At 68.8% G+C, this 21257-nt stretch carries 20 protein-coding genes; 7 read left to right on the top strand and 13 right to left on the bottom strand.

Going from position 1 to position 21257, the window contains the following annotated elements; translation table 11 throughout:
• Positions 1-27: 27 nt before the first annotated feature.
• The 7 genes from ACTZWU_RS00205 to ACTZWU_RS00175 all read right to left on the bottom strand — a co-directional run bounded on the left by ACTZWU_RS00205 (position 28) and on the right by ACTZWU_RS00175 (position 8302).
• Complete coding sequence (locus ACTZWU_RS00205; protein WP_444735334.1) at positions 28-1353, bottom strand: M16 family metallopeptidase; 1326 nt, start codon at positions 1351-1353, stop codon at positions 28-30.
• Positions 1350-2789: a M16 family metallopeptidase gene (locus ACTZWU_RS00200; protein WP_444735333.1), complete on the bottom strand. Its 1440-nt coding sequence runs from the start codon at positions 2787-2789 to the stop codon at positions 1350-1352. Before ACTZWU_RS00200 ends, ACTZWU_RS00205 begins: the two co-directional genes overlap by 4 nt.
• A 170-nt stretch (positions 2790-2959) precedes the next feature.
• On the bottom strand, positions 2960-4177 hold the full coding sequence (locus tag ACTZWU_RS00195; protein ID WP_444735332.1) for a cytochrome P450: 1218 nt from the start codon (positions 4175-4177) through the stop codon (positions 2960-2962).
• A gap of 5 nt (positions 4178-4182) precedes the next feature.
• Entirely contained in the window at positions 4183-4704 is a 522-nt protein-coding gene (locus tag ACTZWU_RS00190) for a DUF3035 domain-containing protein (RefSeq protein ID WP_444735331.1), read from the bottom strand.
• Positions 4705-4734: 30 nt separating this feature from the next.
• Positions 4735-5406 (bottom strand): signal peptidase II, encoded by a 672-nt coding sequence (lspA, locus tag ACTZWU_RS00185; RefSeq protein WP_444735330.1) that lies wholly within the window; start codon positions 5404-5406, stop codon positions 4735-4737.
• Positions 5406-6992, bottom strand: a complete 1587-nt coding sequence (gene purH / locus ACTZWU_RS00180; RefSeq protein WP_444735329.1) for a bifunctional phosphoribosylaminoimidazolecarboxamide formyltransferase/IMP cyclohydrolase — start codon at positions 6990-6992, stop codon at positions 5406-5408. Before purH ends, lspA begins: the two co-directional genes overlap by 1 nt.
• Before the next feature lie 74 nt (positions 6993-7066).
• Complete coding sequence (locus ACTZWU_RS00175) at positions 7067-8302, bottom strand: RsmB/NOP family class I SAM-dependent RNA methyltransferase (protein WP_444735872.1); 1236 nt, start codon at positions 8300-8302, stop codon at positions 7067-7069.
• Between the two features lie 91 nt (positions 8303-8393).
• Here ACTZWU_RS00175 and ACTZWU_RS00170 point away from each other — a divergent pair, with 91 nt between their 5' ends.
• The 5 genes from ACTZWU_RS00170 to ACTZWU_RS00150 all read left to right on the top strand — a co-directional run bounded on the left by ACTZWU_RS00170 (position 8394) and on the right by ACTZWU_RS00150 (position 14595).
• A complete protein-coding gene (locus tag ACTZWU_RS00170; protein WP_444735328.1) occupies positions 8394-8606 on the top strand; it encodes a DUF1674 domain-containing protein in 213 nt (70 codons plus the stop codon).
• A 2-nt stretch (positions 8607-8608) separates the two neighbouring features.
• The gene (locus ACTZWU_RS00165; RefSeq protein ID WP_444735327.1) at positions 8609-9940 is read left to right on the top strand and encodes an amidase; all 1332 of its coding nucleotides are present in this window, start codon (positions 8609-8611) and stop codon (positions 9938-9940) included.
• A gap of 92 nt (positions 9941-10032) precedes the next feature.
• A complete protein-coding gene (locus tag ACTZWU_RS00160; RefSeq protein ID WP_444735326.1) occupies positions 10033-11229 on the top strand; it encodes an aminotransferase class I/II-fold pyridoxal phosphate-dependent enzyme in 1197 nt (398 codons plus the stop codon).
• A 3-nt stretch (positions 11230-11232) separates the two neighbouring features.
• Entirely contained in the window at positions 11233-13839 is a 2607-nt protein-coding gene (locus tag ACTZWU_RS00155) for a DNA translocase FtsK (RefSeq protein ID WP_444735325.1), read from the top strand.
• Positions 13840-13869: 30 nt separating this feature from the next.
• Positions 13870-14595, top strand: a complete 726-nt coding sequence (locus ACTZWU_RS00150; RefSeq protein WP_444735324.1) for a DUF2268 domain-containing putative Zn-dependent protease — start codon at positions 13870-13872, stop codon at positions 14593-14595.
• 21 nt (positions 14596-14616) lie between these two features.
• Here ACTZWU_RS00150 and ACTZWU_RS00145 read toward each other — a convergent pair whose 3' ends face one another.
• The 5 genes from ACTZWU_RS00145 to ACTZWU_RS00125 form a co-directional block, all read right to left on the bottom strand.
• Positions 14617-15294 (bottom strand): rhomboid family intramembrane serine protease, encoded by a 678-nt coding sequence (locus ACTZWU_RS00145; protein WP_444735323.1) that lies wholly within the window; start codon positions 15292-15294, stop codon positions 14617-14619.
• Complete coding sequence (locus ACTZWU_RS00140) at positions 15287-15481, bottom strand: Trm112 family protein (protein WP_444735322.1); 195 nt, start codon at positions 15479-15481, stop codon at positions 15287-15289. Before ACTZWU_RS00140 ends, ACTZWU_RS00145 begins: the two co-directional genes overlap by 8 nt.
• A complete protein-coding gene (locus tag ACTZWU_RS00135; RefSeq protein WP_444735321.1) occupies positions 15478-16104 on the bottom strand; it encodes an LON peptidase substrate-binding domain-containing protein in 627 nt (208 codons plus the stop codon). The genes ACTZWU_RS00140 and ACTZWU_RS00135 overlap by 4 nt, the downstream gene beginning before the upstream one ends.
• Positions 16105-16108: 4 nt before the next feature.
• Positions 16109-17014 (bottom strand): tetratricopeptide repeat protein, encoded by a 906-nt coding sequence (locus ACTZWU_RS00130; RefSeq protein WP_444735871.1) that lies wholly within the window; start codon positions 17012-17014, stop codon positions 16109-16111.
• Positions 17015-17095: 81 nt separating this feature from the next.
• A complete protein-coding gene (locus ACTZWU_RS00125; RefSeq protein ID WP_444735320.1) occupies positions 17096-17881 on the bottom strand; it encodes an exodeoxyribonuclease III in 786 nt (261 codons plus the stop codon).
• 109 nt (positions 17882-17990) lie between these two features.
• Here ACTZWU_RS00125 and ACTZWU_RS00120 point away from each other — a divergent pair, with 109 nt between their 5' ends.
• Positions 17991-19310 carry an MFS transporter gene (locus ACTZWU_RS00120; protein WP_444735319.1) on the top strand — a complete coding sequence of 440 codons (1320 nt, stop codon included), beginning with the start codon at positions 17991-17993 and terminating at the stop codon, positions 19308-19310.
• 60 nt (positions 19311-19370) lie between these two features.
• Positions 19371-20345 carry a glutathione S-transferase family protein gene (locus tag ACTZWU_RS00115; protein WP_444735318.1) on the top strand — a complete coding sequence of 325 codons (975 nt, stop codon included), beginning with the start codon at positions 19371-19373 and terminating at the stop codon, positions 20343-20345.
• A 146-nt stretch (positions 20346-20491) separates the two neighbouring features.
• On the opposite strand, the gene ACTZWU_RS00110 is transcribed toward ACTZWU_RS00115, so the two are convergent.
• On the bottom strand, positions 20492-21178 hold the full coding sequence (locus tag ACTZWU_RS00110; protein ID WP_444735317.1) for a response regulator transcription factor: 687 nt from the start codon (positions 21176-21178) through the stop codon (positions 20492-20494).
• Between the last annotated feature and the right edge of the window lie 79 nt (positions 21179-21257).

Genomic DNA, 21257 nt, shown 5'->3' with positions numbered 1-21257 from the left:
GGCGCCACCGCCGGCCCGGAGGGCCGGCTATTCCGCCGCCAGCGGCAGGTCGTCGCCCTCGATCCCCTCGGGGCGCCCGACCAGCACGAAGCGCAGCCGGTCAGGGTCCAGCAATTCGCCCCCCACACGGCGCACATCCTCGGCAGTCACGGCCTCGACGCGGTCATTGCGGGTCTCGATGTAATCGACCGGCAGCCCGATCAGCTGCATCCCCGCCAGAATCGAGGCGATCCGCCCGTTCCCGTCGAAGCGCAGCGCGTATTCGCCCGTCAGATAGGTCTTGGCATTGGTCAGCTCGTCCTCGGTCACGCCCTCGGCCATGCGCGCCCATTCGGCGCGGATCAGCTCGACCGCCTCGGCCACGGTGGTATTGGCGCTGGCCATGCCGCCGCGCCAGGTCTGGCCGTAAAGCCCCGTCGAAAGCCCGGTGCCGACGCCATAGGTCAGGCCGCGCTTCTCGCGGATCTCCTCCATCAGGCGCGAGCTGAACCCGCCGCCGCCCAGGATGTGGTTGGCCAGAAAGGCCGCGAAGTAATCCGGGTCGTCAATGGCGATGCCCGGCCCGGCGAAACTGACGACCGTCTGCGGGCTGTCCCAATCGATCACGGTCACGCCGCTGGTCAGCGCCGGCTCGACCGGGTCGGGCAGGGGGGCGGTCGCCTGTTCGGGCAGGCCGGCCAGGATCTTGTCGATCAGCAGGCCCAGATCCTCGGACGAGATGTCGCCCGCCGCAGCCACGACCACCCGGTCGCGTGCCAGAACCCGGTTCTTGGCCGCCACCAGATCGGGCCGGGTCAGCGCCTGAACGCTGGAGGCCGTGCCATTGGCCGAACTGCCATAGGGATGATCGCCCCAGGCCTGCCGCGCCAGCTCCTGCGCTGCAAGGGCGTTGGGGTTGCTGGCCTCGGACCGGATCACCGCCAGAACCTGCGCGCGCACGCGTTCCACCGCGGCATCGTCGAAACGCGGCTGGCTCAGCGCCTCGGCCAGAAGCGAGGCCGCCTCGTCCCGCGTCTCGGTCAGGGCGCGCAGGCTGACATTCACCGTGTCGTCGCCCGCCGAAAAGGACAGGCTCGCGCCCAGATCCTCGACCGCCTGGGCAAAGGCCGTGGCGTCGCGGGGGCCGGCGCCCTCTTCCAGCAGCGCCGTCATCAGGTTGACCGCGCCGCGTTTGCCGGGCGCATCCATGCTGGCCCCGCCGCGAAACTGGAACTCGACCGCGACAAAGGGGATGCTGTCATCCTGCACCAGCCAGGCGTCGATCCCCTTGGGCGAGGTGACTTCCTGGATTTCGATCGCCTGGACGGGCAGGGCAAAGGCCGCGAACAGCGTGAAAAGGGCGGCGCGGATCATCCTTGCACCTCGGGTTCGATCGTTGCGGGGGGTTCCGGGGCGGGCAGCGCGGCAGGCAGGTCAGCCGCCAGGCTGTCCGGGTCGGGCGCCTCGGGCAGAAGCCAGCCGGTCACGCTGCCGGGGCGGTCCAGCACCAGTCGGGCGGCCTGCATCACGTCCTCTTCGATCACTTCGCCAAGGATGCGCGGCCAGTCCAGCACGTCCTGCACGCTCAGCCCGGTCGAGAGGCCCTGCCCGAAATCATAGGCGCGGGCATGGGCCGAATCGCGGCCATAGATTTCCGATGCCCTGATCCGCGTGCGGACCCGCTCCAGATCGGCGGGGTCGGGGCCATCCTCAAGGAAACGCGTCAGAACGGCGTCCAGCGCGGCCTCGGCCTCGGCCGGGGTCACGCCGTCGGCGGGGACCAGCGACAAGGCGAAATCGGTCGCATCCAGCGACAGGCCGTCATAGCGCGCACCGGCGAACAGCGCCTTGCCCGGCAGGACCAGTTCGCGCCCCAGAACCGAGGTCTGCGACGACCCGCCCAGCAGTTCCGCCAGCACCGTCAGCGCCGCCGCCTGCCGCTGGTCGCCCGCCTCGCGCGCGGGGGCCAGGATGCGCCGCGTCATCGACGGCTGCGGCACGCGGGGATCGGACATTTCCAGCCGCCTGTCGGCGCGCTTGGGCGGTTCCTGCGGGCGCAGGCGGGGGGCGATGTCGCCGCGCGCGGGTATGGGGCCGTAATGCTCCTCGGCCAGGGCGCGCACCTCGTCGGCCGAGACGTCGCCCGCCACGATCAGGATCGCCGCGTCGGGCGCGTAATGGGCGTCGTACCAGGCATTCGCGTCGTCTAGCGTCAGCGCCTCGATCTCGTCGCGCCAGCCGATGATGGGGCGGCCATAGGGGTGGTTGTCGTAGAGAACCGCGTTCAGTTCCTCGGCGAACAGCGCGCGAGGGTCGCTGTCCACCCGCTGCGCGCGCTCCTCCAGGACGACCTGGCGTTCTGCCAGCCAGTCATCATCCGAGATGCTGAGGTTCGCCATGCGGTCGGCCTCCATCTCCATCACCATCGGCAGGCGGTCGCTGGCGATGCGCTGGAAATAGGCGGTGAAATCCCACGAGGTGAAGGCATTGTCACTGCCGCCATTGGTCGTCACGATGCGCGAGAATTCCCCCGGCCCAAGGGTATCCGTGCCCTTGAACATCAGATGTTCCAGGTAATGCGCGATGCCGGACTTGCCCGGTTCCTCGTCGGCGGCGCCGATCCGGTACCAGACCATCTGCACGACGACCGGGGCGCGGCGATCCTCGATCACCACGGTTTCAAGGCCGTTGGGCAGGGTGAAATGGGTGACGCCTTCGGCCAGATCGGCCATGGCCGGGGCGGCGAACAGGGTCAGGCCGGCGATCAGCGGCAGGACGGGCACGGGGCGGGGCAGCATCGGGCGGGGCATCTGTGATCCAACCTCCTCTTTCCGGTTGGAAATCTGGACCCGTCGCGACCCGGGCGCAACCCGGTCTCAAGCGAATGTGTCGGCGCCTCGGCCTGATGGGCGCGGGGGCGAAGCCCGCGAAGGCCCGGCCCCTCGATGGGGGCGGGCTTTCGCCCCTGCCCGGGACGGCTTCAGGCGGTCAGGGTCAGTGGCAGGCTGCGCGGGCCGTGGGCCTGAAGGCCGGTCTTCCACAGGACCGGGCCTGCCGGTTCGATCGCCCGCGTCCGCGCCAGAAGGGCCGAGAACAGCACCTCCATGTTCAGCCGCGCCAGATTGTTGCCCAGACAGACATGCGCGCCCGCGCCAAAGGCCAGATGCACCTTCGGCCTGCGCCGGATGTCCAGCCGGTCGGGATCGGCAAAGGCCGCCGGATCGCGGTTCGCGCTGGCGTAAAGCAGCCCGAACTTCGTCCCCTTGGGCCAGTCCTGCCCGCAGATCGTCAGATCCTCGGACGCGTAGCGGTGGAAAAAGGGCAGGGGCGCGGAATGGCGGAACATCTCCTGCACGGCCTGCGGCATCAGCGCGGGCTCGGCGCGCAGGGCCTCCATCTGGTCGGGATGCCCGATCAGCGCGTTCAGCCCCGACCCGATCACGTCGATGGTCGAGCCATGCCCGGCATGCAGGATCTGCATGATCGTGGCGATCAGCTCGTCATGGGTCAGCAGGCCCTTGGCCTCGGCGCCGATCATCGCGCTCATCAGGTCGTCGCAGGGGGCGGCGCGGCGGGCGGCGTAAAGATCCTCCAGCAGTTCCGCGAAAAGGCGCGTGGCTTCCTCGGCGCGGGCCTTTTTGGCGGCGCTGCGGTCGATGTCGAAATAGCTGACGACATCCTCGGACCAGGTGGTCATCTGAGAGGCCAGCGCAGGGTCGGTGCCGATCAGATGGCCGATCACCTGCCCCGGCAGATGCGCGGCCAGCGATTCGATGAAATCCACCGGTCCCGCGCCGATCAGCGGCGTCAGTTCGCGGGCGACCCAGTCCGTGACGAAGCCGCGCAGGCTTTCCAGCCTTGTCTTGGTGAAGAACGGAAAGACCGCGCGGCGCAGGCGGTCATGATCGGGGCCGTCCACCTCCAGCATCGAGGTCTGAACGTAGCGTTCATGGAACGGCATGTCGTGGAAATTGCCCGCGACCTGAAGGCGGCGCACCTCGTCCGGGGGCAGGAAGGCCGCCGCCGAGCGCACCATCCGCCGGTCCAGCGCAATGGCGCGGACATCCTCCATCCGGCTGGCCAGATGCCCGTCAAAGGCTTGCCAATAGGGCAGGCCGGGCATCGCCCGCAGGCGGGCATAGGCGGGCCAGGGATCGGCGCCGAAATCCGGCGCCGCGGGATCGAGCGGCTGGTCCACGGGGGTCAGTCGGCTTGCGGCCGGGGCGATGTCGGCGTGACGGCGCCCGCGCGCTGCCAGCGCAGCAATTCGGCCCGCTGGTCCAGCGCCATCGGCGCATAGGACCGCTGATAGACGGTGGTGTTGAACAGCACCTCGAAGGGACGGCGCGCATTGCGCTCGCGCCAGCGCAGGTCCGCCGCCGCCAGCGTCGCCCGGATCGAGGGGTCGGTCCCCAGCCGCGAGGCATGGGCAACCAGCGCCTGATCGGCCGCGCCGATGCCCTGATCGGCCAGCCGCGCCGGGTTTCCGCCCAAGGCCGCCACGGCGTCGCCCTGGGGGTTCGGGTCGGTCAGGTTCGCGCCGCCCGGCGTGGGCGTCGGCAGCACGGCCAGATCGGTGGGCATCGACAGGGGCCGCGTGGGCAGGATCGCGAACTCATCCGGCGAGGTCTGCCCCGCGCGAATGTTCATCAGCCTGCCATCGCCCGAGCAGCCCGCAAGAATCGTCGCGGCCGCCAGTCCGATCATCAGCGCATATGCCCGCATGTCCTGCCCCTCTGGTCCTTTGCGCCCGTTCTAGCCGGATTTTCCGTCCCCGTCACGGGGCTGTTCGTCGGGCGCGCCCGTGGTCTGATCGGGCGCGACTGCGGGCTGGGTCCGGGGCGCGCGGGGTTTTCGCGGCTTCTTCGGCGGCTCGGGCTGCGGCTGCGGGATCAGGACCAGCCCGATTGCGCCCGCAAAGATCGAGATGTCCGCCACGTTGAAGCTGTAGGGGTTCTGCCAGTTCGGCAGCGACATGTTCAGGAAATCGGCCACCGCGCCATAAAGGATGCGGTCGATCACATTGCCAAGCGCCCCGCCGATCAGCAGCCCCGCCGAGATCCGCGCCAGCCGCCCCGAGGCGCTGCGGCGCACCCAGAACCAGACCCAGAGGCAGATCACCACGGCAATGCCGATCAGCACCCACCGCATCACCTCCTGATCCGAGGCGAAGAGCCCGAAATTCACGCCCTGATTCCACGCCATGCGCAGGTTCAGCCAGGGCGGAAAGACGTCGATGGCGCGCACCCGGTCCAGTTGCAGGACATGCACGACCCAGTATTTCAGCGCCTGATCCAGAACGAAGATCACCGCCGCGACCCAAGCGACCAGACGCATGTCGGCGCGCTGATGCCCCTTGGGCGCGCGTTTGCGCGGGGTGGCGGGCTTGCGCGCGGAGGCGCGCAGGGGTTTCGCCGGCGCGGCCATCAGTGGCGGAAATGCCGCTGGCCGGTCAGCACCATCGCCAGACCCAGCCTGTTCGCCGCCGCGATCACTTCGTCATCGCGCATCGAGCCGCCGGGCTGGATCACGGCCTTGGCGCCTGCTGCCGCCAGCGCCTCGATCCCGTCGGCAAAGGGGAAGAACGCGTCCGAGGCCACCGCCGCGCCATTGGTCAGGGGTTCGGCAAGGCCCAGCACTTCGGCCATGTCCTCGGATTTGCGGCGCCCGATGCGGGTGCTGTCCACGCGGCTCATCTGGCCCGCGCCGATGCCCACGGTCGCGCGGTCCTTGGCATAGACGATGGCGTTCGACTTGACGTGCTTGGCCACCGTCCAGGCGAACATCAGGTCGGCCAGTTCGGCCTCGGTCGGCTGACGCTCGGTCACGATCTTCAGATCGGCGCGCGCCACATGGCCGTTGTCGCGGCCCTGCACCAGCAGCCCGCCCGCGACCTGCCGCCAGGCCAGCCCGCCCGCCCGCGGATCGGGCAGCCCGCCCGTGGTCAGCAGGCGCAGGTTCTTCTTGGCGGCAAAGATGCGGCGCGCGTCCTCGTCGGCGTCCGGGGCGATGACGACCTCGGTGAAGATCTTGACGATCTCCTCGGCGGTCGCGCCGTCCAGCGGCTGGTTCAGCGCGATGATGCCCCCGAAGGCCGAGGTCCGGTCGCAGTCGAACGCCCGCTTGTAGGCCTCCAGCGCGGTCGCGCCTTGGGCCACGCCGCAGGGATTGGCGTGCTTGATGATCGCGCAGGCGGGGCCGTTCGCTGGATCGAACTCGGCCACCAGTTCAAAGGCGGCGTCGGTGTCGTTGATGTTGTTGTAGGACAGTTCCTTGCCCTGATGCTGCCGGGCGGTCGCCACGCCGGGGCGCGCATCGCCGGTCACATAGAAAGCCGCCTGCTGGTGCGGGTTCTCGCCATAGCGCAACCCTTGCGCCAGCGTGCCTGCAAAGGCGCGGCGGCGGGGCGTTCCCTCGCCGATGGCATCCGCCATCCAGGACGACACGGCCGCGTCATAGGCGGCGGTGCGCGCATAGGCGATCTGCGCCTGCCGCTGGCGGAAGGGCAGCGTCGTGCCGCCATTCGCGTCAAGTTCCGCCAGAACGGCGTCGTAATCCTGCACATCCACGATCACGGTGACGAAACCGTGGTTCTTGGCCGCCGCGCGGATCATCGCCGGGCCGCCGATGTCGATATTCTCGATGCAGTCGTCATAGCCCGCGCCCTTGGCGACGGTTTCCTCAAACGGATAGAGGTTCACCACCAGCAGGTCGATGGCGCCGATGCCGTGTTCCTCCATCGCGGCGACATGGCCGGGATTGTCGCGCAGCGCCAGCAGACCGCCATGCACCTTGGGGTGCAGCGTCTTGACGCGGCCGTCCATCATCTCGGGGAAGCCGGTGACATCGGCCACGTCGGTCACGGTCAGGCCCGCATCGCGCAGGGCTTTGGCGCTGCCGCCGGTGGACAGGATCTCGACGCCGCGCGCATCCAGCGCGCGGGCGAAATCGATCAGGCCGGTCTTGTCGGAAACGGAGATCAGCGCACGCTTGAGGGCGACGGGGTCGGTCATGAGGGCCTCGAGGATCTGGTTCCCCGCCCGATTAGCGAAAGCCTGCCCGAAGGTCCAGCGCCAGCCCGCGCCGTTCAGCGCGCCTTTCGCAGCCGCGCCATGTAGAAACCGTCCATCCCGCCCCGGTCGGCCCAGAAATCGGGACGCAGGCGCAGGCCGCCCTCTTCGGTGATCCAGGCGGGGTCGATGCCGGGCAATTCGGGACGCTCGACGATCAGGCCGGGGTGGCGGGCCAGCGCCTCGTCGATCTGGACCTCGCCCTCGTCCGGGATCAGCGAACAGGTGGCAAAGACCAGCCGACCGCCGGGCCGCAGTACCGACAGCGCGTGATCCAGCATCGCGGCCTGCAATTCGATCAGTTCCGCGATGCCGTGGCCGTCGCGGATATGGGGCAGGTCGGGATGGCGGCGGATGGTGCCGGTGGCCGAACAGGGCGCGTCCAGCAGGATCGCGTCGGGCGCGGTGGCAGGCCGCCAGTCCAGCGCGTCGCCCGCAACCAGATCGGCGGCAAGGCCGCAGCGCGACAGGTTCTCGGCCACGCGCTTCAGGCGCTGTTCGCTGATGTCCAGCCCGGTGACGCGGGCGCCGGCGGCGGCCAGCTGCATCGTCTTGCCGCCCGGCGCGGCGCAAAGGTCCGCGATGACCTCGCCCGGCTGCGGGTCCAGCAGGCGCACAGGCAGAGCGGCGGCGGCGTCCTGCACCCACCACGCGCCTTCGGCAAAGCCGGGCAGGGCGGTGACATGCACGGGACCGTGCAGGCGCCAAGACCCCGTCGGCAGTTCCTCGGCCCCCGGCGGAGGGGTCGCGCCGGGCTTCAGCGTCAGATCAAGGGGTGCGCCGCGTTGATGGGCGGCCTCGATCGCCAGCAGGGTTGTCGGGTCATAGGCGTCCGCCAGCGGCTCGCGCAGCCATTCGGGCAGGCGCTGCGGCGGCAGGTCGGCCCAACCCTGATGCGTGGATGCCTTGCGCAGCACCGCGTTCACCATCCCCGCCGCCGCCTGCCCGCGTTTGCCGAGGCCCCGCGTCAGATCGACAGCCGCGCCCACGACGCCATGGGCGGGCGCGCCCAGTTCCAGCATCTCGACCACGCCAAGGCGCAGCACATCCGCGATCTGGGGCGCCGGATTGCGCGCGACCAGACCGGCGATGACGGCATCGGCCCGGCCCTGATGGCGCAGCGTCTCGGCGGCCAGCCGCGCGGCGCGGGCCTGTTCGGCCACCGGCAGCGCGCGCAAGGCGCCCGACAGGTCAGAGAGCGAACGCCCCTCGCGCACGCCCTGGATCAATCGCAATGCGCCCTTGCGCGCCATATCGCCGCCCGGCTTTGCCAAAACGCTTTCCTTCACCTAGATCTTCGTCAAGACTGACCCAGACCCTTACGACCATTCCGAGGATCTTTCCATGAGCGATGACAGAACCGAGGTTCCGGCCCCTGACGCCAGCCACGCCATGCCCGATCTTCCCCCCGCCGCCCAACGCGCCCTGGCCGAGGCCGAGGAGCGCCGCAAGGCGCGCGCCGCCCAGATCCTGCCCAAGGAATATGGCGGCCGCGACGGTCCCGAGCCCGTGCGCTACGGCGATTACGAAAAGAACGGCATCGCGGTGGATTTCTGATCATGGATTGGCTTCGGGCCTCGGCCATGCAGCAGGGGCGCGCCATCATGGCGGGCCTGCTGGACCCGATCGACCAGACCGAGGCCTATCTGGCCGCCGCGAAGGACCATCCCGATTGCGCGCGCATCTATGCCCGCCTGACGCCCGCCCGTGCCCGGTCCGAGGCCGTCGCCGCCCATGACCGCGCCAAGCAGGAACGCCGCCACAGCCTGCTGGACGGCGTGGCGATCAGCTGGAAGGACAATATCGACAGCGGCGGCACCCTGACCGAGGCCGGATCGCGCCTGCTGGAGGGGCGCGTGCCGCGCAAGGATGCCATCGTGCTGGCGCGGCTGGCGCGGCGCGGGACGGTCTGTCTGGGCAAGACGCATCTGACCGAGCTGGCCTTTTCGGGGCTTGGCCTCAATCCCATGACCGCGACCCCGCCCAATGCGCTGGACCCGGATCTTGCGCCGGGGGGCAGCTCGTCCGGGGCGGCGGTTTCGGTCGCGCTTGGGCTCGCGGCGGCGGCAATCGGGTCGGATACCGGCGGCTCGATCCGGGTGCCTGCGGCCTGGAACGGGCTTGTGGGCTTCAAGCCGACGCCCGGCGCGGTTCCGGAAAAGGGCGTCGTGCCGCTTTGCCGCAAGTTCGACGTGACCGGCCCCATCGCCCGCAGCGTCGAGGATTGCGCCGAAATCTTCGCGCTGATGGCCGACCAGCCCGCGCCCGATCTGGCAGAGGCCTCGATTGCCGGGCGGCGCCTGCTGGTGCTGGAGGGCGCGCCCTTCGACGGGGCCGAGACCGCGCCCGTCACCGCCTTTGCCGATGCGCTGGACAGGCTGGGCCGCGCGGGCGCGCACATCACCCATATCACGACCGACTGGACCGACCGCGCACTGGCCCTGTCGCCGGTGCTGTTCGCCCCCGAGGCCTATGGCATCTGGCGCGCCCAGATCGAGGACGCGCCGGAACTGATGTGGAACCCGGTGCTGGAGCGTTTCCGGGGCGGGGCCGAAACCAGCGCGATGGAATACGTCGCCGGCTGGGAAAGCCTGACCCGCATCCGCCGCAAATGGGTCAAGGAGGTCGCGGGCGGCTTCGACGCCGTGCTGATCCCGACCGTGCCGATCCTGCCGCCTCCGGTCGAGCGACTGATGAACGATCAGGCCGAATTCGTGCGCGCCAACCTGCTGACGCTGCGCAATACCCGGATCGGCAACCTGCTGGGCCTGCCGGTCGTGACGCTGCCCACCGGGCACCCGGCCTGCGGGATTTCGCTGATGGGCCATGCCGGGCGCGACCGTCACCTGCTGCGCGTCGCCGCCGGGGCCGAGGCCGCGCTGGCGGTCTGAGGGGCGGGCGCCTCTTTGCTGGACGCAAGGCGGCGATCACGCTAAAGTTTCCTTCAGGAAAAACGGGGCGCAGACCCCGAAGCGAGGCAGAGATGGCATTCCCCGAGCGGTTCTCGAACCTGCCGGAATACGCATTCCCGCGTCTGCGGGCATTGCTTGCGGACCTGACGCCGGGGTTGGCGCCGGGCGCCGCCCCCACCGTGCTGACCATCGGAGAGCCGCGCCACGCGATGCCCGATTTCGTCGCTGAGGTGATGGCCGACAGCATCGGCAGCCTTGCGAAATACCCGGTGAACGAGGGCACGCCCGAATTGCTGGGCGCGATCAGCGGCTGGCTGGGGCGTCGCTATGATCTGGACGTGGCGCCCGACCGGCTGATGGTGCTGAACGGCACGCGCGAGGGGCTGTTCAACGCCGCCCTTGCCCTGTGCCCGGAACGCAAGAACGGCCAGCGCCCGGCGATTCTGGTGCCCAATCCCTTTTATCAGGTCTATGCGGTCGCGGCCGTGGCCGTGCAGGCCGAACCGGTCTTTGTCCCCGCCACGCCCGAAACCGGCAACCTGCCCGACTACGCGGGCCTCGATCCCGCGCTGCTGGACCGGGTGGCGGTGACCTATCTGTGCTCGCCCGCCAACCCTCAGGGCGCTGTGGCCGGGCGCGATTATCTGGAACAGCTGATCACGCTGGCCGAGCGGCACGATTTCCTGATCTTCGCCGATGAATGCTATTCCGAGATCTGGCGCGACACTCCCCCGCCCGGCGCCTTGCAGGTGGCGACCGCGATGGGCCTGCCCGACCGGGTGGTGATGTTCAACTCGCTGTCCAAACGCTCGAACCTGCCGGGGCTGCGGTCGGGATTCGCGGCGGGCGGCGTGGCCCAGATCCGCGAGATGCGCCGCCTTCGCAGCTATGCGGGCGCGCCCTTGCCCCTGCCGGTGCAGGCCGTCAGCGCCGCCGCCTGGGGCGACGAGGATCACGTCGCGGCCAGCCGCGCGCTTTATCAGCAGAAATACGCCATCGCGGACCGGGTTCTGGGCAACATGCCGGGCTATCTGCCGCCCGAGGCCGGGTTCTTCCTGTGGCTGCCGGTGGCTGACGGCGAGGCTGCTGCCCGCAAGCTCTGGGCCGAGGCGGGCATTCAGGTCCTGCCGGGCGCCTATCTTGCGCGCGAGGTCGGGGGCCACAATCCCGGCCAGGGTTTCGTCCGCGTGGCGCTGGTCGCCACCCCCGACGAGACCGAAACGGCCCTGCGCCGCATGGTCGACGTTCTGACGGATGAGAGGGGCTGAGCCATGGCAAGCTGGCACGCGAAACACCGTGATCCGCTGTTCGACCAGACCACCCGCGCCGCGCTGGAACGCCGCGGCAAGGAGCTGATGGGCGCAGGCCTGATCCTGCTGGCGGTGATCGTGGCGATGATCCTGGGCAGCTGGTCCTCGGACGATCCCAGCTTTCTGTCGGCGACGGACGAACCGGCGCAGAACCTTCTGGGCAGTTTCGGCGCCTATATCGCTTCGCCGCTGATGATGATCGCGGGCTACGGGGCATGGGTGCTGGTGCTGGCGGGTGTGGTCTGGGGCCTGCGGCTGATGCTGCACAAGGGCGAAGCCCGGCTGATGCGCGGCATCTTCACGCCGATCGCTGTCGCGCTGGCCGCGGTCTATTGCTCGACCCTGCTGCCGGGGCCCGAATGGCAGCAGACCTATGGTCTGGGCGGTCATTTCGGCGACATGGTGATGGGCGCCATGCTGAACCTGATGCCCGTCAAGGCGCAGATCGGCATCCGGCTGGCGGGTCTGCTGACGGCGGCGGGCGTCGTTGCGATCCTGGCCTTTGTGCTGGGCTTCGACCGTGCGGAATTGCGCGCCCTGTGGCGGCGCTTCGTGATGGGTCTGGCGCTGGCGGCGCAGATGGCGCTGGCGGCCTTTGCCGGGGCGCAGGCGCTGGTCACGGGCCTGCGCGAGCGTCGCGCCCGCCCCGAGGACGAGGCCCCGCAGCCCCGCGTCGAGCCCGCCGCGACGCGCAGCCGCCGCGCGCCCGAACCCTTCGAGCTGGAGGCCGAGATGCCCGAGCCCGAACTGATCGAGCCCGAGCTGATCGACCATGACGATCACGGCCCCGCCCCGACGCAGGACGAATTGCGCGGCCGCATCAGTGACGCGATCACCAAGCGGTCGGGCAAGCCCTCGGTTCTGGCGGCGGTCGCGGCGCGTCTGGCCCGCGACGGCGGTGCCCCCGCCGCCGTCCCGGAACACGAACCCGAGCCCGAGCCGCGCCCCTTCGGCGCCGAGACGCCGCGCCAGATCGTCGCCCCCGCCAAGCGCGCCGAACCCTCGCGCAGCGCCCAGGCCGAGGCCGAGCCGCGCCTGCGCTTTGACGAGAGCGGCCCGGATTACGAGGTGCCTCCGCTGGCGCTGCTGACCGCGCCTACGGCCAGCGACACGCATCAGATCTCGCAAGAGGCGCTGATGGAGAACGCCCGGATGCTGGAGGCCGTGCTGGACGATTACGGCGTGAAGGGCCAGATCACCGAGGTCCGCCCCGGCCCGGTCGTCACGCTTTACGAACTGGAACCCGCGCCGGGCCTCAAGGCCAGCCGGGTGATCGGTCTGGCCGATGACATCGCACGGTCGATGTCGGCCCTGTCGGCGCGTGTCTCGACCGTGCCGGGGCGCACGGTGATCGGGATCGAACTGCCCAATGCCCGGCGCGAAAAGGTGCTGCTGCGCGAGATTCTGGCCTCCCGCGCGTTCGGCGACGGCACGCAGCCCCTGCCGCTGGCGCTTGGCAAGGATATCGGCGGCGATCCGGTCGTGGCGAACCTGGCCAAGATGCCCCACCTGCTGATCGCGGGGACCACCGGGTCGGGGAAATCCGTGGCGATCAACACGATGATCCTGTCGCTGCTCTACAAGCTGACGCCGGACGAGTGCCGCCTGATCATGATCGACCCCAAGATGCTGGAACTCAGCGTCTATGACGGCATCCCGCATCTGCTGTCCCCGGTCGTCACCGACCCCAAGAAGGCGGTCGTCGCGCTGAAATGGGTCGTGGGCGAGATGGAGGACCGCTATCGCAAGATGTCCAAGATGGGCGTGCGCAACATCGAGGGCTACAATGGCCGCGTCCGCGAGGCGCTGTCCAAGGGCGAGATGTTCAAGCGCACCGTCCAGACCGGCTTTGACGAGGATACCGGCGAGCCGATCTTCGAGACGGAAGAGTTCCAGCCCGAGACCTTCCCCTATATCGTCGTGATTGTGGACGAGATGGCCGACCTGATGATGGTCGCGGGCAAGGAGATCGAGGCCTGCATCCAGCGTTTGGCGCAGATGGCGCGCGCCTCGGGCATCCACCTGATCATGGCGACGCAGCGGCCCTCGGTCGATGTGATCACCGGCACGATCAAGGCGAACTTCCCGACCCGGATCAGCTTTCAGGTCACATCGAAGATCGACAGCCGCACCATTCTGGGCGAGCAGGGCGCCGAGCAGCTGCTGGGTCAGGGCGACATGCTCTACATGGGCAACGGCGCGCGGATCACCCGCATCCACGGCCCCTTCGTCAGCGATGAAGAGGTCGAAGAGGTCGTGACGCATCTGAAATCCTTCGGTCCGCCCAGCTACAAGTCCGGCGTGGTCGAGGGCGTGGACGAGGAAAAGGCCGACGATATCGACGCGGTGCTGGGCCTTGGCGGCGGCGAAAGCGGCGACGAGGCGCTTTACGATCAGGCGGTGATGATCGTGGCGCGCGACCGGAAATGTTCGACCAGCTATATCCAGCGCAAGCTGGCCATCGGTTACAACAAGGCCGCCCGTCTGGTCGAGCAGATGGAGGAGCAGGGCGTCGTCAGCGCCGCGAACCATGTCGGCAAGCGCGAGGTTCTGGTTCCCGAGATCTGATCACGGGAACCGGCGCCCAGGGAGACTTCGATGACCGTCTGGCAGCTTCACATGCTGAACGCGCGGGGCGCGTTGACCCCGATCATGGCCGAGATCCGCGCCCATGCGCGCGAGGTCGTCGAAGTGGTCTCGGCGCGGCTGGACCTGCCGCGTTTCGATCTGGTGCTGCGGCGGGGCGATGCGGTAATCCCGGAATGGGGGATCGCGGGGCACGCCCCCGCGCCCGGCGTGATCGAGCTGGTCCTGGACCCCGACCGCGTCGAACCCGAGCATTTCCGGCGCATGCTGGTGCGGCAGATGTTCCATCTGGCCCGGCTGGAAACGGCCTCTGCCGACCGCTCCCTGGGTGAGGCGCTGGTGGGCGCGGGTCTGGCCGGGTATTTCGTGACCGAGCTGCTGGGTGGTGCCGACCCCTGGGATCAGGTGCGGCCCGGATCGGGGATGCTGAAACAGGCGGCCGCCCTGTGGGCGCGGCGCGATCAGGACATGGGCGAGTGGTTCCAGGGCCGCGGCAGGATGCGGAAATGGTCGGGCCACGGTCTGGGCTACCGGATCGTCGCCGAGCACCTGACCGAGGGCGGGGATGTCGCGGCTTTGGTCGATGCCCCCGCCGACGCATTCCGCCCCGCCTTGCGGCGGCTGATGGCGATGGAAGGGGTGGAGGAGCCGGAGGAGGTCGAGCCCTCTGAGGTCGAGGAGGCGCCCGGCGGAGAGGCCGGGGGCGCTTCGCCCCCCGGACCCCCCGAGGATATTTGAGCCAAGGCAAAGGGGCGGGGGTCAGGCGCTTTTGCGGCGGGCGGCGAAGGCGAGGGTCAGGGCGATTCCGGCCAGCGCGCCGCCCAGATGCGCCTGCCACGCGACCGAGGGCATGGCGAAGGACAGCGCGATGTTCAGCCCGAGGATCAGCCCCACCGCGCGGACCAGCGGCGCTGTCGAGCGCTGGCGTCGTCTGAGGGTCAGCGCCGTCTGCACGACCAGCGCGCCCGCGATCCCGAAGACCGCGCCCGAGGCGCCGATCATCGGGCCTGCGGCGGGTTCGAACCAGGCGAAGGCCAGCGCGCCCGCGATCTGCGATACCAGATAGATCAGCGCCATCCGGCCCGTGGGCATCATCCGCATCAATTCGCGCGACAGGGCGGCGAGGCCGATCATGTTCATGGCGAGGTGCAAGAGCCCCGCATGCAGGAGGCCGTAGCTGGCGAACATCACCCATTGCTGGAAGGGATAGAGGCCGATCCCCTGCCAGAAGACCGGCGACCAGAAGCCGCCCAGCATCACCGTCGCGTGGCGCGCGACCGGGTAGCCGAAGAGGCCGGCCGCGATCAGCGCGCCCTCGGCGAGGCAGCAGGCCAGGATGACCAACCGCACCCAGAGAGGCAGCGCCACCGGGCCCAGCCTGCGGGCCGAGACGCGGGGAAAGGCTGCCGGGCGCGTGTCGGGCAGGGGGTCAGTCATCGGCCTTGATCTGCCGCGCCTCGTCGATCAGCATGATCGGGATCCCCTCGCGGATCGGAAAGGCCAAGCCCGCGGTGTGCGAGACGAGTTCCTGGCGCGCCGCGTCGTAGGAAAGCGTCGTGTGGGTCACGGGGCAGACCAGCGCCTCGAGCATGTGGCGGTCGAAGCCGGGGGCGGTGTCGGTCATTGCAGTCGTTCCTCGTCCTGGCCGCCATGCAGCGCGAATTCGATCAGGCCGACCAGCAATTCGCGCCGGTCGGTCAGGCTGGGCGATTCCAGCAGCGCCTGCTTGTCGCCCGCCGAGAAGGGCAGCATCATCGACAGTGAGTTGATCAGCAGCTCGTCCTCGGCCTGGGCGGCGGCCTCCCAGTCGGTCGAGAGGCCCTCGCTTTCCATGTAGCGCGCCAAGAGCGCAAAGAGCGCCTGTCGGTCGAGGCCGTCATCCTGTTCCGGCGCGCCGAGATCGCGGCCGAACGAGGACCAGTCGATTCCGGCCTGAAGATAGGGGGTGAAGCCCTCGAAGGTTTCCAGCAGCCGGAAGCGCGACACCGCCCCGAGCGAGATCATCATCCGCCCGTCATCGGTTTCCGAGAAGGCCACGACGCGGCCCGCGCAGCCGATCGAGGCCAGCCCGTCGCCCTCGGGCTGGATCATGCCGATCAGGCGATGGGGCGTCTTGAGCGTGTCTTCCAGCATCTGCAGGTAGCGCGGCTCGAAGATGTGCAGCGGCATGCGCGCGCGCGGCATCAGCACGGCGCCCGTCAGCGGAAAGACGGGGATGCGGTCGGGAAGGTCGAAGCGGTGGCGCATCGGCTCAGGCGAAGATCAGCGAGGACAGCCGGCGGCGGCCCTTTTGCGCGATCGGATCGCCGGGCTTGAGGCTGTCGAAGATGGTGATGAGCTGGGCCTTGGCCGCGCCGTCGTTCCAGTCGCGGTCGCGGCGGAAGCTGTCCAGCAGGATCTCGACCGCGTCCTCGACACGGCCTGCCGCGTGCAAGGCGGTCGCATAATCCAGCCGCGCCTGCTGGTCGGCGGGGTCGGCCTCGACCCGGGCCTGAAGCTCGGTCAGGGGGCCTGCGTTTTCGGCCTGGCGGGCAAGGTCCAGTTGGGCGCGGGCGCCTTCGACCGGGGCCGTGCCCGCGATGGCGGGCGGCACCTGCGACAGCGTGGCCGAGGCGGCGGCCGCGTCGCCCGCCGCCAGATGGGCGCGGATCAGGCCGCCCCAGGCTTCGGGGCTGTCGGGCATCTCGCCGATGATGGCGGTGAAGGTCTCGATGGCGTCGGCGGTCTCGCCGGCCTCGATCATCTGCTCGGCGGCTTCCAGCGCGTCGGCCAGCCCGCCGTCATCGCCGCCCATCGCCACCAGCTTTTCGACGAATTGCTTGATCTGGCTGGCCGGGACTGCGCCCTGAAAGGCATCGACCGGGCGGCCCTGGAAGAAGGCATAGACGGTCGGGATTGACTGCACGCGCAGCTGGCCCGCGATCATCTGGTTCTCGTCCACATTCACCTTGGCCATCCGCACGCGGCCCTTGTGGCGGGCCACCTCGGCCTCGAGCGCGGGGCCGAGCGTCTTGCAGGGGCCGCACCAGGGTGCCCAGAAATCGACGATGACCGGCACCTGCATCGAGGCCTCGACGACTTCGGCCATGAAATCGGCCTCGGTCACGTCCTTGATGAAATCATCGGCCTTGGGCGCTGCGGCCCCGTCGAAAAGCATGCTCATGGCGTCCCCGGAGGTTCTGGTCGGTGTTTCGGGCAATATGGGGCCTTGGTCGCGCAAGCGAAAGGCCCCATCAGGTCACAGGTCGAAGCGGGCAAGGACCGGGACATGGTCGCTTGGACCCTCCCAGCCCCGGCAATCGCGCAGGATGCGGCTGCCATGGGCGGCATTGGCGATGTCGGGGCTGGCCCAGATGTGGTCCAGCCTGCGGCCCTTGTCGGCGGCGTTCCAGTCGGGTGCGCGATAGGACCACCAGCTGTAGAGCTTGCCTTCGGGGATGTCCTTGCGCGTCACATCGACCCAGTTCCCGGCATCCTGGGCCTGGGCCAGATGCTCGACCTCGATCGGGGTGTGGCTGACGACCTTCAGAAGCTGCTTGTGCGACCAGACGTCATCCTCGCCCGGGGCGATGTTCAGGTCGCCGACCAGGATGGATTTCTGCGGGCGGTCGGCATGGAAGACGTCGCGCATCTCGGTCAGGAAATCGAGCTTTTGCCCGAATTTCTGGTTCACCTCGCGGTCGGGAATGTCGCCGCCCGCAGGCACATACATGTTGTGGATCACCACACCGTTGTCCAGCCGGGCCGAGACATGGCGCGCATGGCCCAAGCTGGCGTAATCGCGGTCGCCCGCATCGGTGATCGGCAGGCGCGACAGGATGGCGACTCCGTTATAGCCCTTTTGCCCGCGCGCGACGATGTGGTGATAGCCCAGTTCGGCAAAGCGGGTCAGGGGGATCTTCTCGACCGGCGACTTGCATTCCTGAAGGCAGAGGATGTCGGGGCCTTCCTCGGCCAGAAACCGCGCGACCAGCCCCTCGCGCAGGCGGACCGAGTTGATGTTCCAGGTGGCGATGGTGAACATGGGGGTCTCCTTTGCGGCGGACCCTAGCGGCGGGGGCGCCGGGTGCCAAGCCGGGGTTGCGATATGGGACGCCTGCGCTATGGATTGGGGAAACGCGAAAGGGCCTGCCATGCGGCGCATGACCATCGACGATGCCCTGACGCAGGGCGGCACGGGCCGGTTCCAGTGGCGCCTGCTGGGGATCTTCGGGCTGGTCTGGGCGGCCGATGCGATGCAGGTCATCGCGGTGGGCTTCGCCGCGCCGTCGGTGGCCGTCACCTTCGGGCTGGACCGCGTGACCGCCTTGCAGATCGGGACGGTGTTCTTTCTGGGCATGTTCGCGGGCGCGTTCCTGTTCGGGCGGCTGGCCGACCGGATCGGGCGCAAATGGGTGCTGGTGGGCACGGTTGCGATGGACGCGGTCTTTGGTCTGGCCTCGGTCTGGGCGGGGGATTTCACTTGGCTTCTGGTGCTGCGCTTCCTGACCGGGGTGGCGGTGGGCGGCACGCTGCCCGTCGATTACGCCATGATGGCCGAGTTTCTGCCCCCCCGGAACCGGGGCCGCTGGCTGGTCTGGCTTGAGGGGTTCTGGGCCATCGGCACCATCGTCATCGCGCTGACCGCCTGGGCCGCCTTCAGCTTCGGGGCCGAGGCACCCTGGCGCTGGATCTTCTTTGTCGCCGCCGCGCCCGCGCTGATCGGGTTCTTCCTGCGCTTCTGGATCCCCGAAAGCCCGATGTATCTGGTCCGCACCGGCCGTCAGGCCGAGGCGCGGGCGGTCATCGAAAAGGTGCTGGCCGTGAACGGCGCCGCGCCCCTGCCGCCCCAGACCCATCTGGTCGCCGCCCCGGTCGAGGCCGGGGCCGCGCGCTCGATCTGGGCGGGGCCGCTGCGGCGGACCACGCTTGGCGTTCTGGCGGTGTGGTTTCTCGTCTCGCTGTCCTATTACGGCGTCTTTGTCTGGGTGCCGGGACAGCTTGCGACCGAAGGCTTCGGCTTTGTCCGGGGCTACGGTTTCCTCGTCGTGCTGGCACTGGCGCAGGTGCCGGGCTACGCGCTGGCCGCCTGGGGGGTCGAGGCCCTGGGCCGCCGCGCCACGCTGACGGGGTTCCTGATCCTCAGCGCGGCGGGGTGCGGGATGTTCGCCTTTGCGACCGCGCCGCTTCTGGTGGCCGCCGCGCTGATCGTGATGAGTTTCGCGCTGCTGGGCACTTGGGGCGCGCTTTATGCCTTTACGCCCGAGCTTTACCCGACCCATCTCCGGGGCACCGGCATGGGCACGGCCAGCGCCATGGCGCGGCTGGGGGGCATCCTTGCGCCCAGCCTGCTGGCCGTGGTCTTCGCCAAGGGCTTCGGCCTTGCCATTGGCAGTTTTGCCGCATTGCTGCTGCTGGCCGCGCTGGCCCTGATGCTGGTCAGGGCCGAGACACGCGACCGCGCCATCGCCTGACGGGGGAACGAGGCCCCACCACGGCCCGTTGCCCTGACGACAGAAAGCAAGGAGGAAGTCATGGGCCAATTGGTCAACGGCGTCTGGAAGGACGAATGGTATGACACCGACAGCACCGGCGGCGAGTTCAGGCGCGACACATCGAAGTTCCGCAACTGGGTGACGGCGGATGGCAGCGCGGGTCCGACCGGCGAGGGGGGCTTTCGCGCCGAAAGCGGGCGCTACCATCTCTATGTCAGCCATGCCTGCCCCTGGGCGCATCGGACGCTGATCTTCCGCGCGATCAAGGGGCTTGAGCCGCATATCGATGTCTCGGTCGTGCATCCCGACATGGGCTCTGACGGGTGGGAGTTCCGCACCGATTTCGACGGCGCCACCGGCGACCGGCAATTCGGGTTGCCCTATCTGCGCGAGCTTTATGTCAAGGCGCGGCCCGATGCCTCGGGGCGGGTCACGGTGCCGGTTCTTTGGGACAAGGAAACCGGGCAGATCGTGTCCAACGAAAGCGCCGACATCATCCGCATGTTCAACAGCGCCTTTGACGCGATCACCGGCAATGACGACGATTACTGGCCCGAGGATCTTCGCGCCGCGATCGAGCCGATCAACGACCGCATCTATGACAGCGTGAACAACGGCGTCTACAAGGCGGGTTTCGCCACCACCCAGGCCGCCTATGACAAGGCCGTGGGGCCGCTTTTCGACAGCCTCGACTGGATCGAGGGGCTGTTGTCGGAAAACCGCTATCTGACCGGCGACCGGATCACCGAAGCCGACTGGCGACTGTTCACGACCGTGCTGCGTTTCGACGCGGTCTATCACACGCATTTCAAATGCAACCGCCGCCGGATCGTCGATTACCCGAACCTGTGGGGCTGGGCGCGCGCGCTTTACCAATGGCCCGGCGTCGCGGACACGGTGCATTTCGACCATATCACGCGGCACTATTACTTCAGCCACGACATGATCAATCCGCACCGGATCATTCCCATCGGCCCCCGGCCCGACTGGACCGCGCCTCACCGCCGGGGATGAGAAAAAGCCCCGGCAGCCTGACTGCCGGGGCGAGGGAGAGGAGGGAGTGTGGCCGCATCCACCGACCACTGGGCTTCGGGTAGAAAACGCATTCCCCCCGCGCCGGTTCCCGCCCGGTTTCGCCCGGCGGGAATTTGCGCAAGGGCTCAGGCGACCAGCCGGTAGCCGCCCGATTCCGTCACCAGCAGACGCGCATTCGAGGGATCGGGTTCGATCTTCTGGCGCAGGCGGTAGATGTGGGTTTCCAGCGTATGCGTGGTCACGCCCGCATTGTAGCCCCAGACCTCGTGCAGCAGCACGTCGCGCGGCACGACACCATCCTGCGCCCGATAGAGGAACTTGAGGATGTTGGTCTCTTTCTCGGTCAGGCGGATCTTGCGGTCCTTCTGGTCGATCAGCATCTTCATCGAGGGCTTGAACGTGTATGGCCCAAGCTGGAAGATCGCGTCCTCGGATTGCTCATGCGTGCGCAGCTGGGCGCGCAGGCGGGCCAGCAGGACCGGGAACTTGAACGGCTTGGTGACGTAATCGTTGGCGCCCGCGTCCAGACCCAGGATCGTGTCTGCGTCGGTGTCATGGCCGGTCAGCATCACGATGGGGCATTTGACGTTCAGCTTGCGCAGCTTCTTGCACAGCTCGCGCCCGTCCGTGTCGGGCAGGCCGACATCCAGCACGACCAGATCGAAAATGGCGTTCTTGGTGGCCTCGACGGCCTCGGCGCCGCTGCCGGCTTCGGCCACGTCGAAATCTTCGGTAGCGACCAGTTGCTCGGCCAGCGCCTCGCGCAGGTCTTCTTCGTCATCGACCAGAAGGATTTTTTTCAGTCCGGGCATGTTGCCTCCTTTGGCTTCTCGGCACACATGAAGGATCACGCCCGCGTGTCGTCCAGCACCATGTCGGATTTCTCACATG

This window comes from Paracoccus sp. NSM (genome assembly GCF_052379855.1).
Lineage (GTDB): Bacteria > Pseudomonadota > Alphaproteobacteria > Rhodobacterales > Rhodobacteraceae > Paracoccus.
This window is presented reverse-complemented; position numbering and strand designations above follow the sequence as displayed.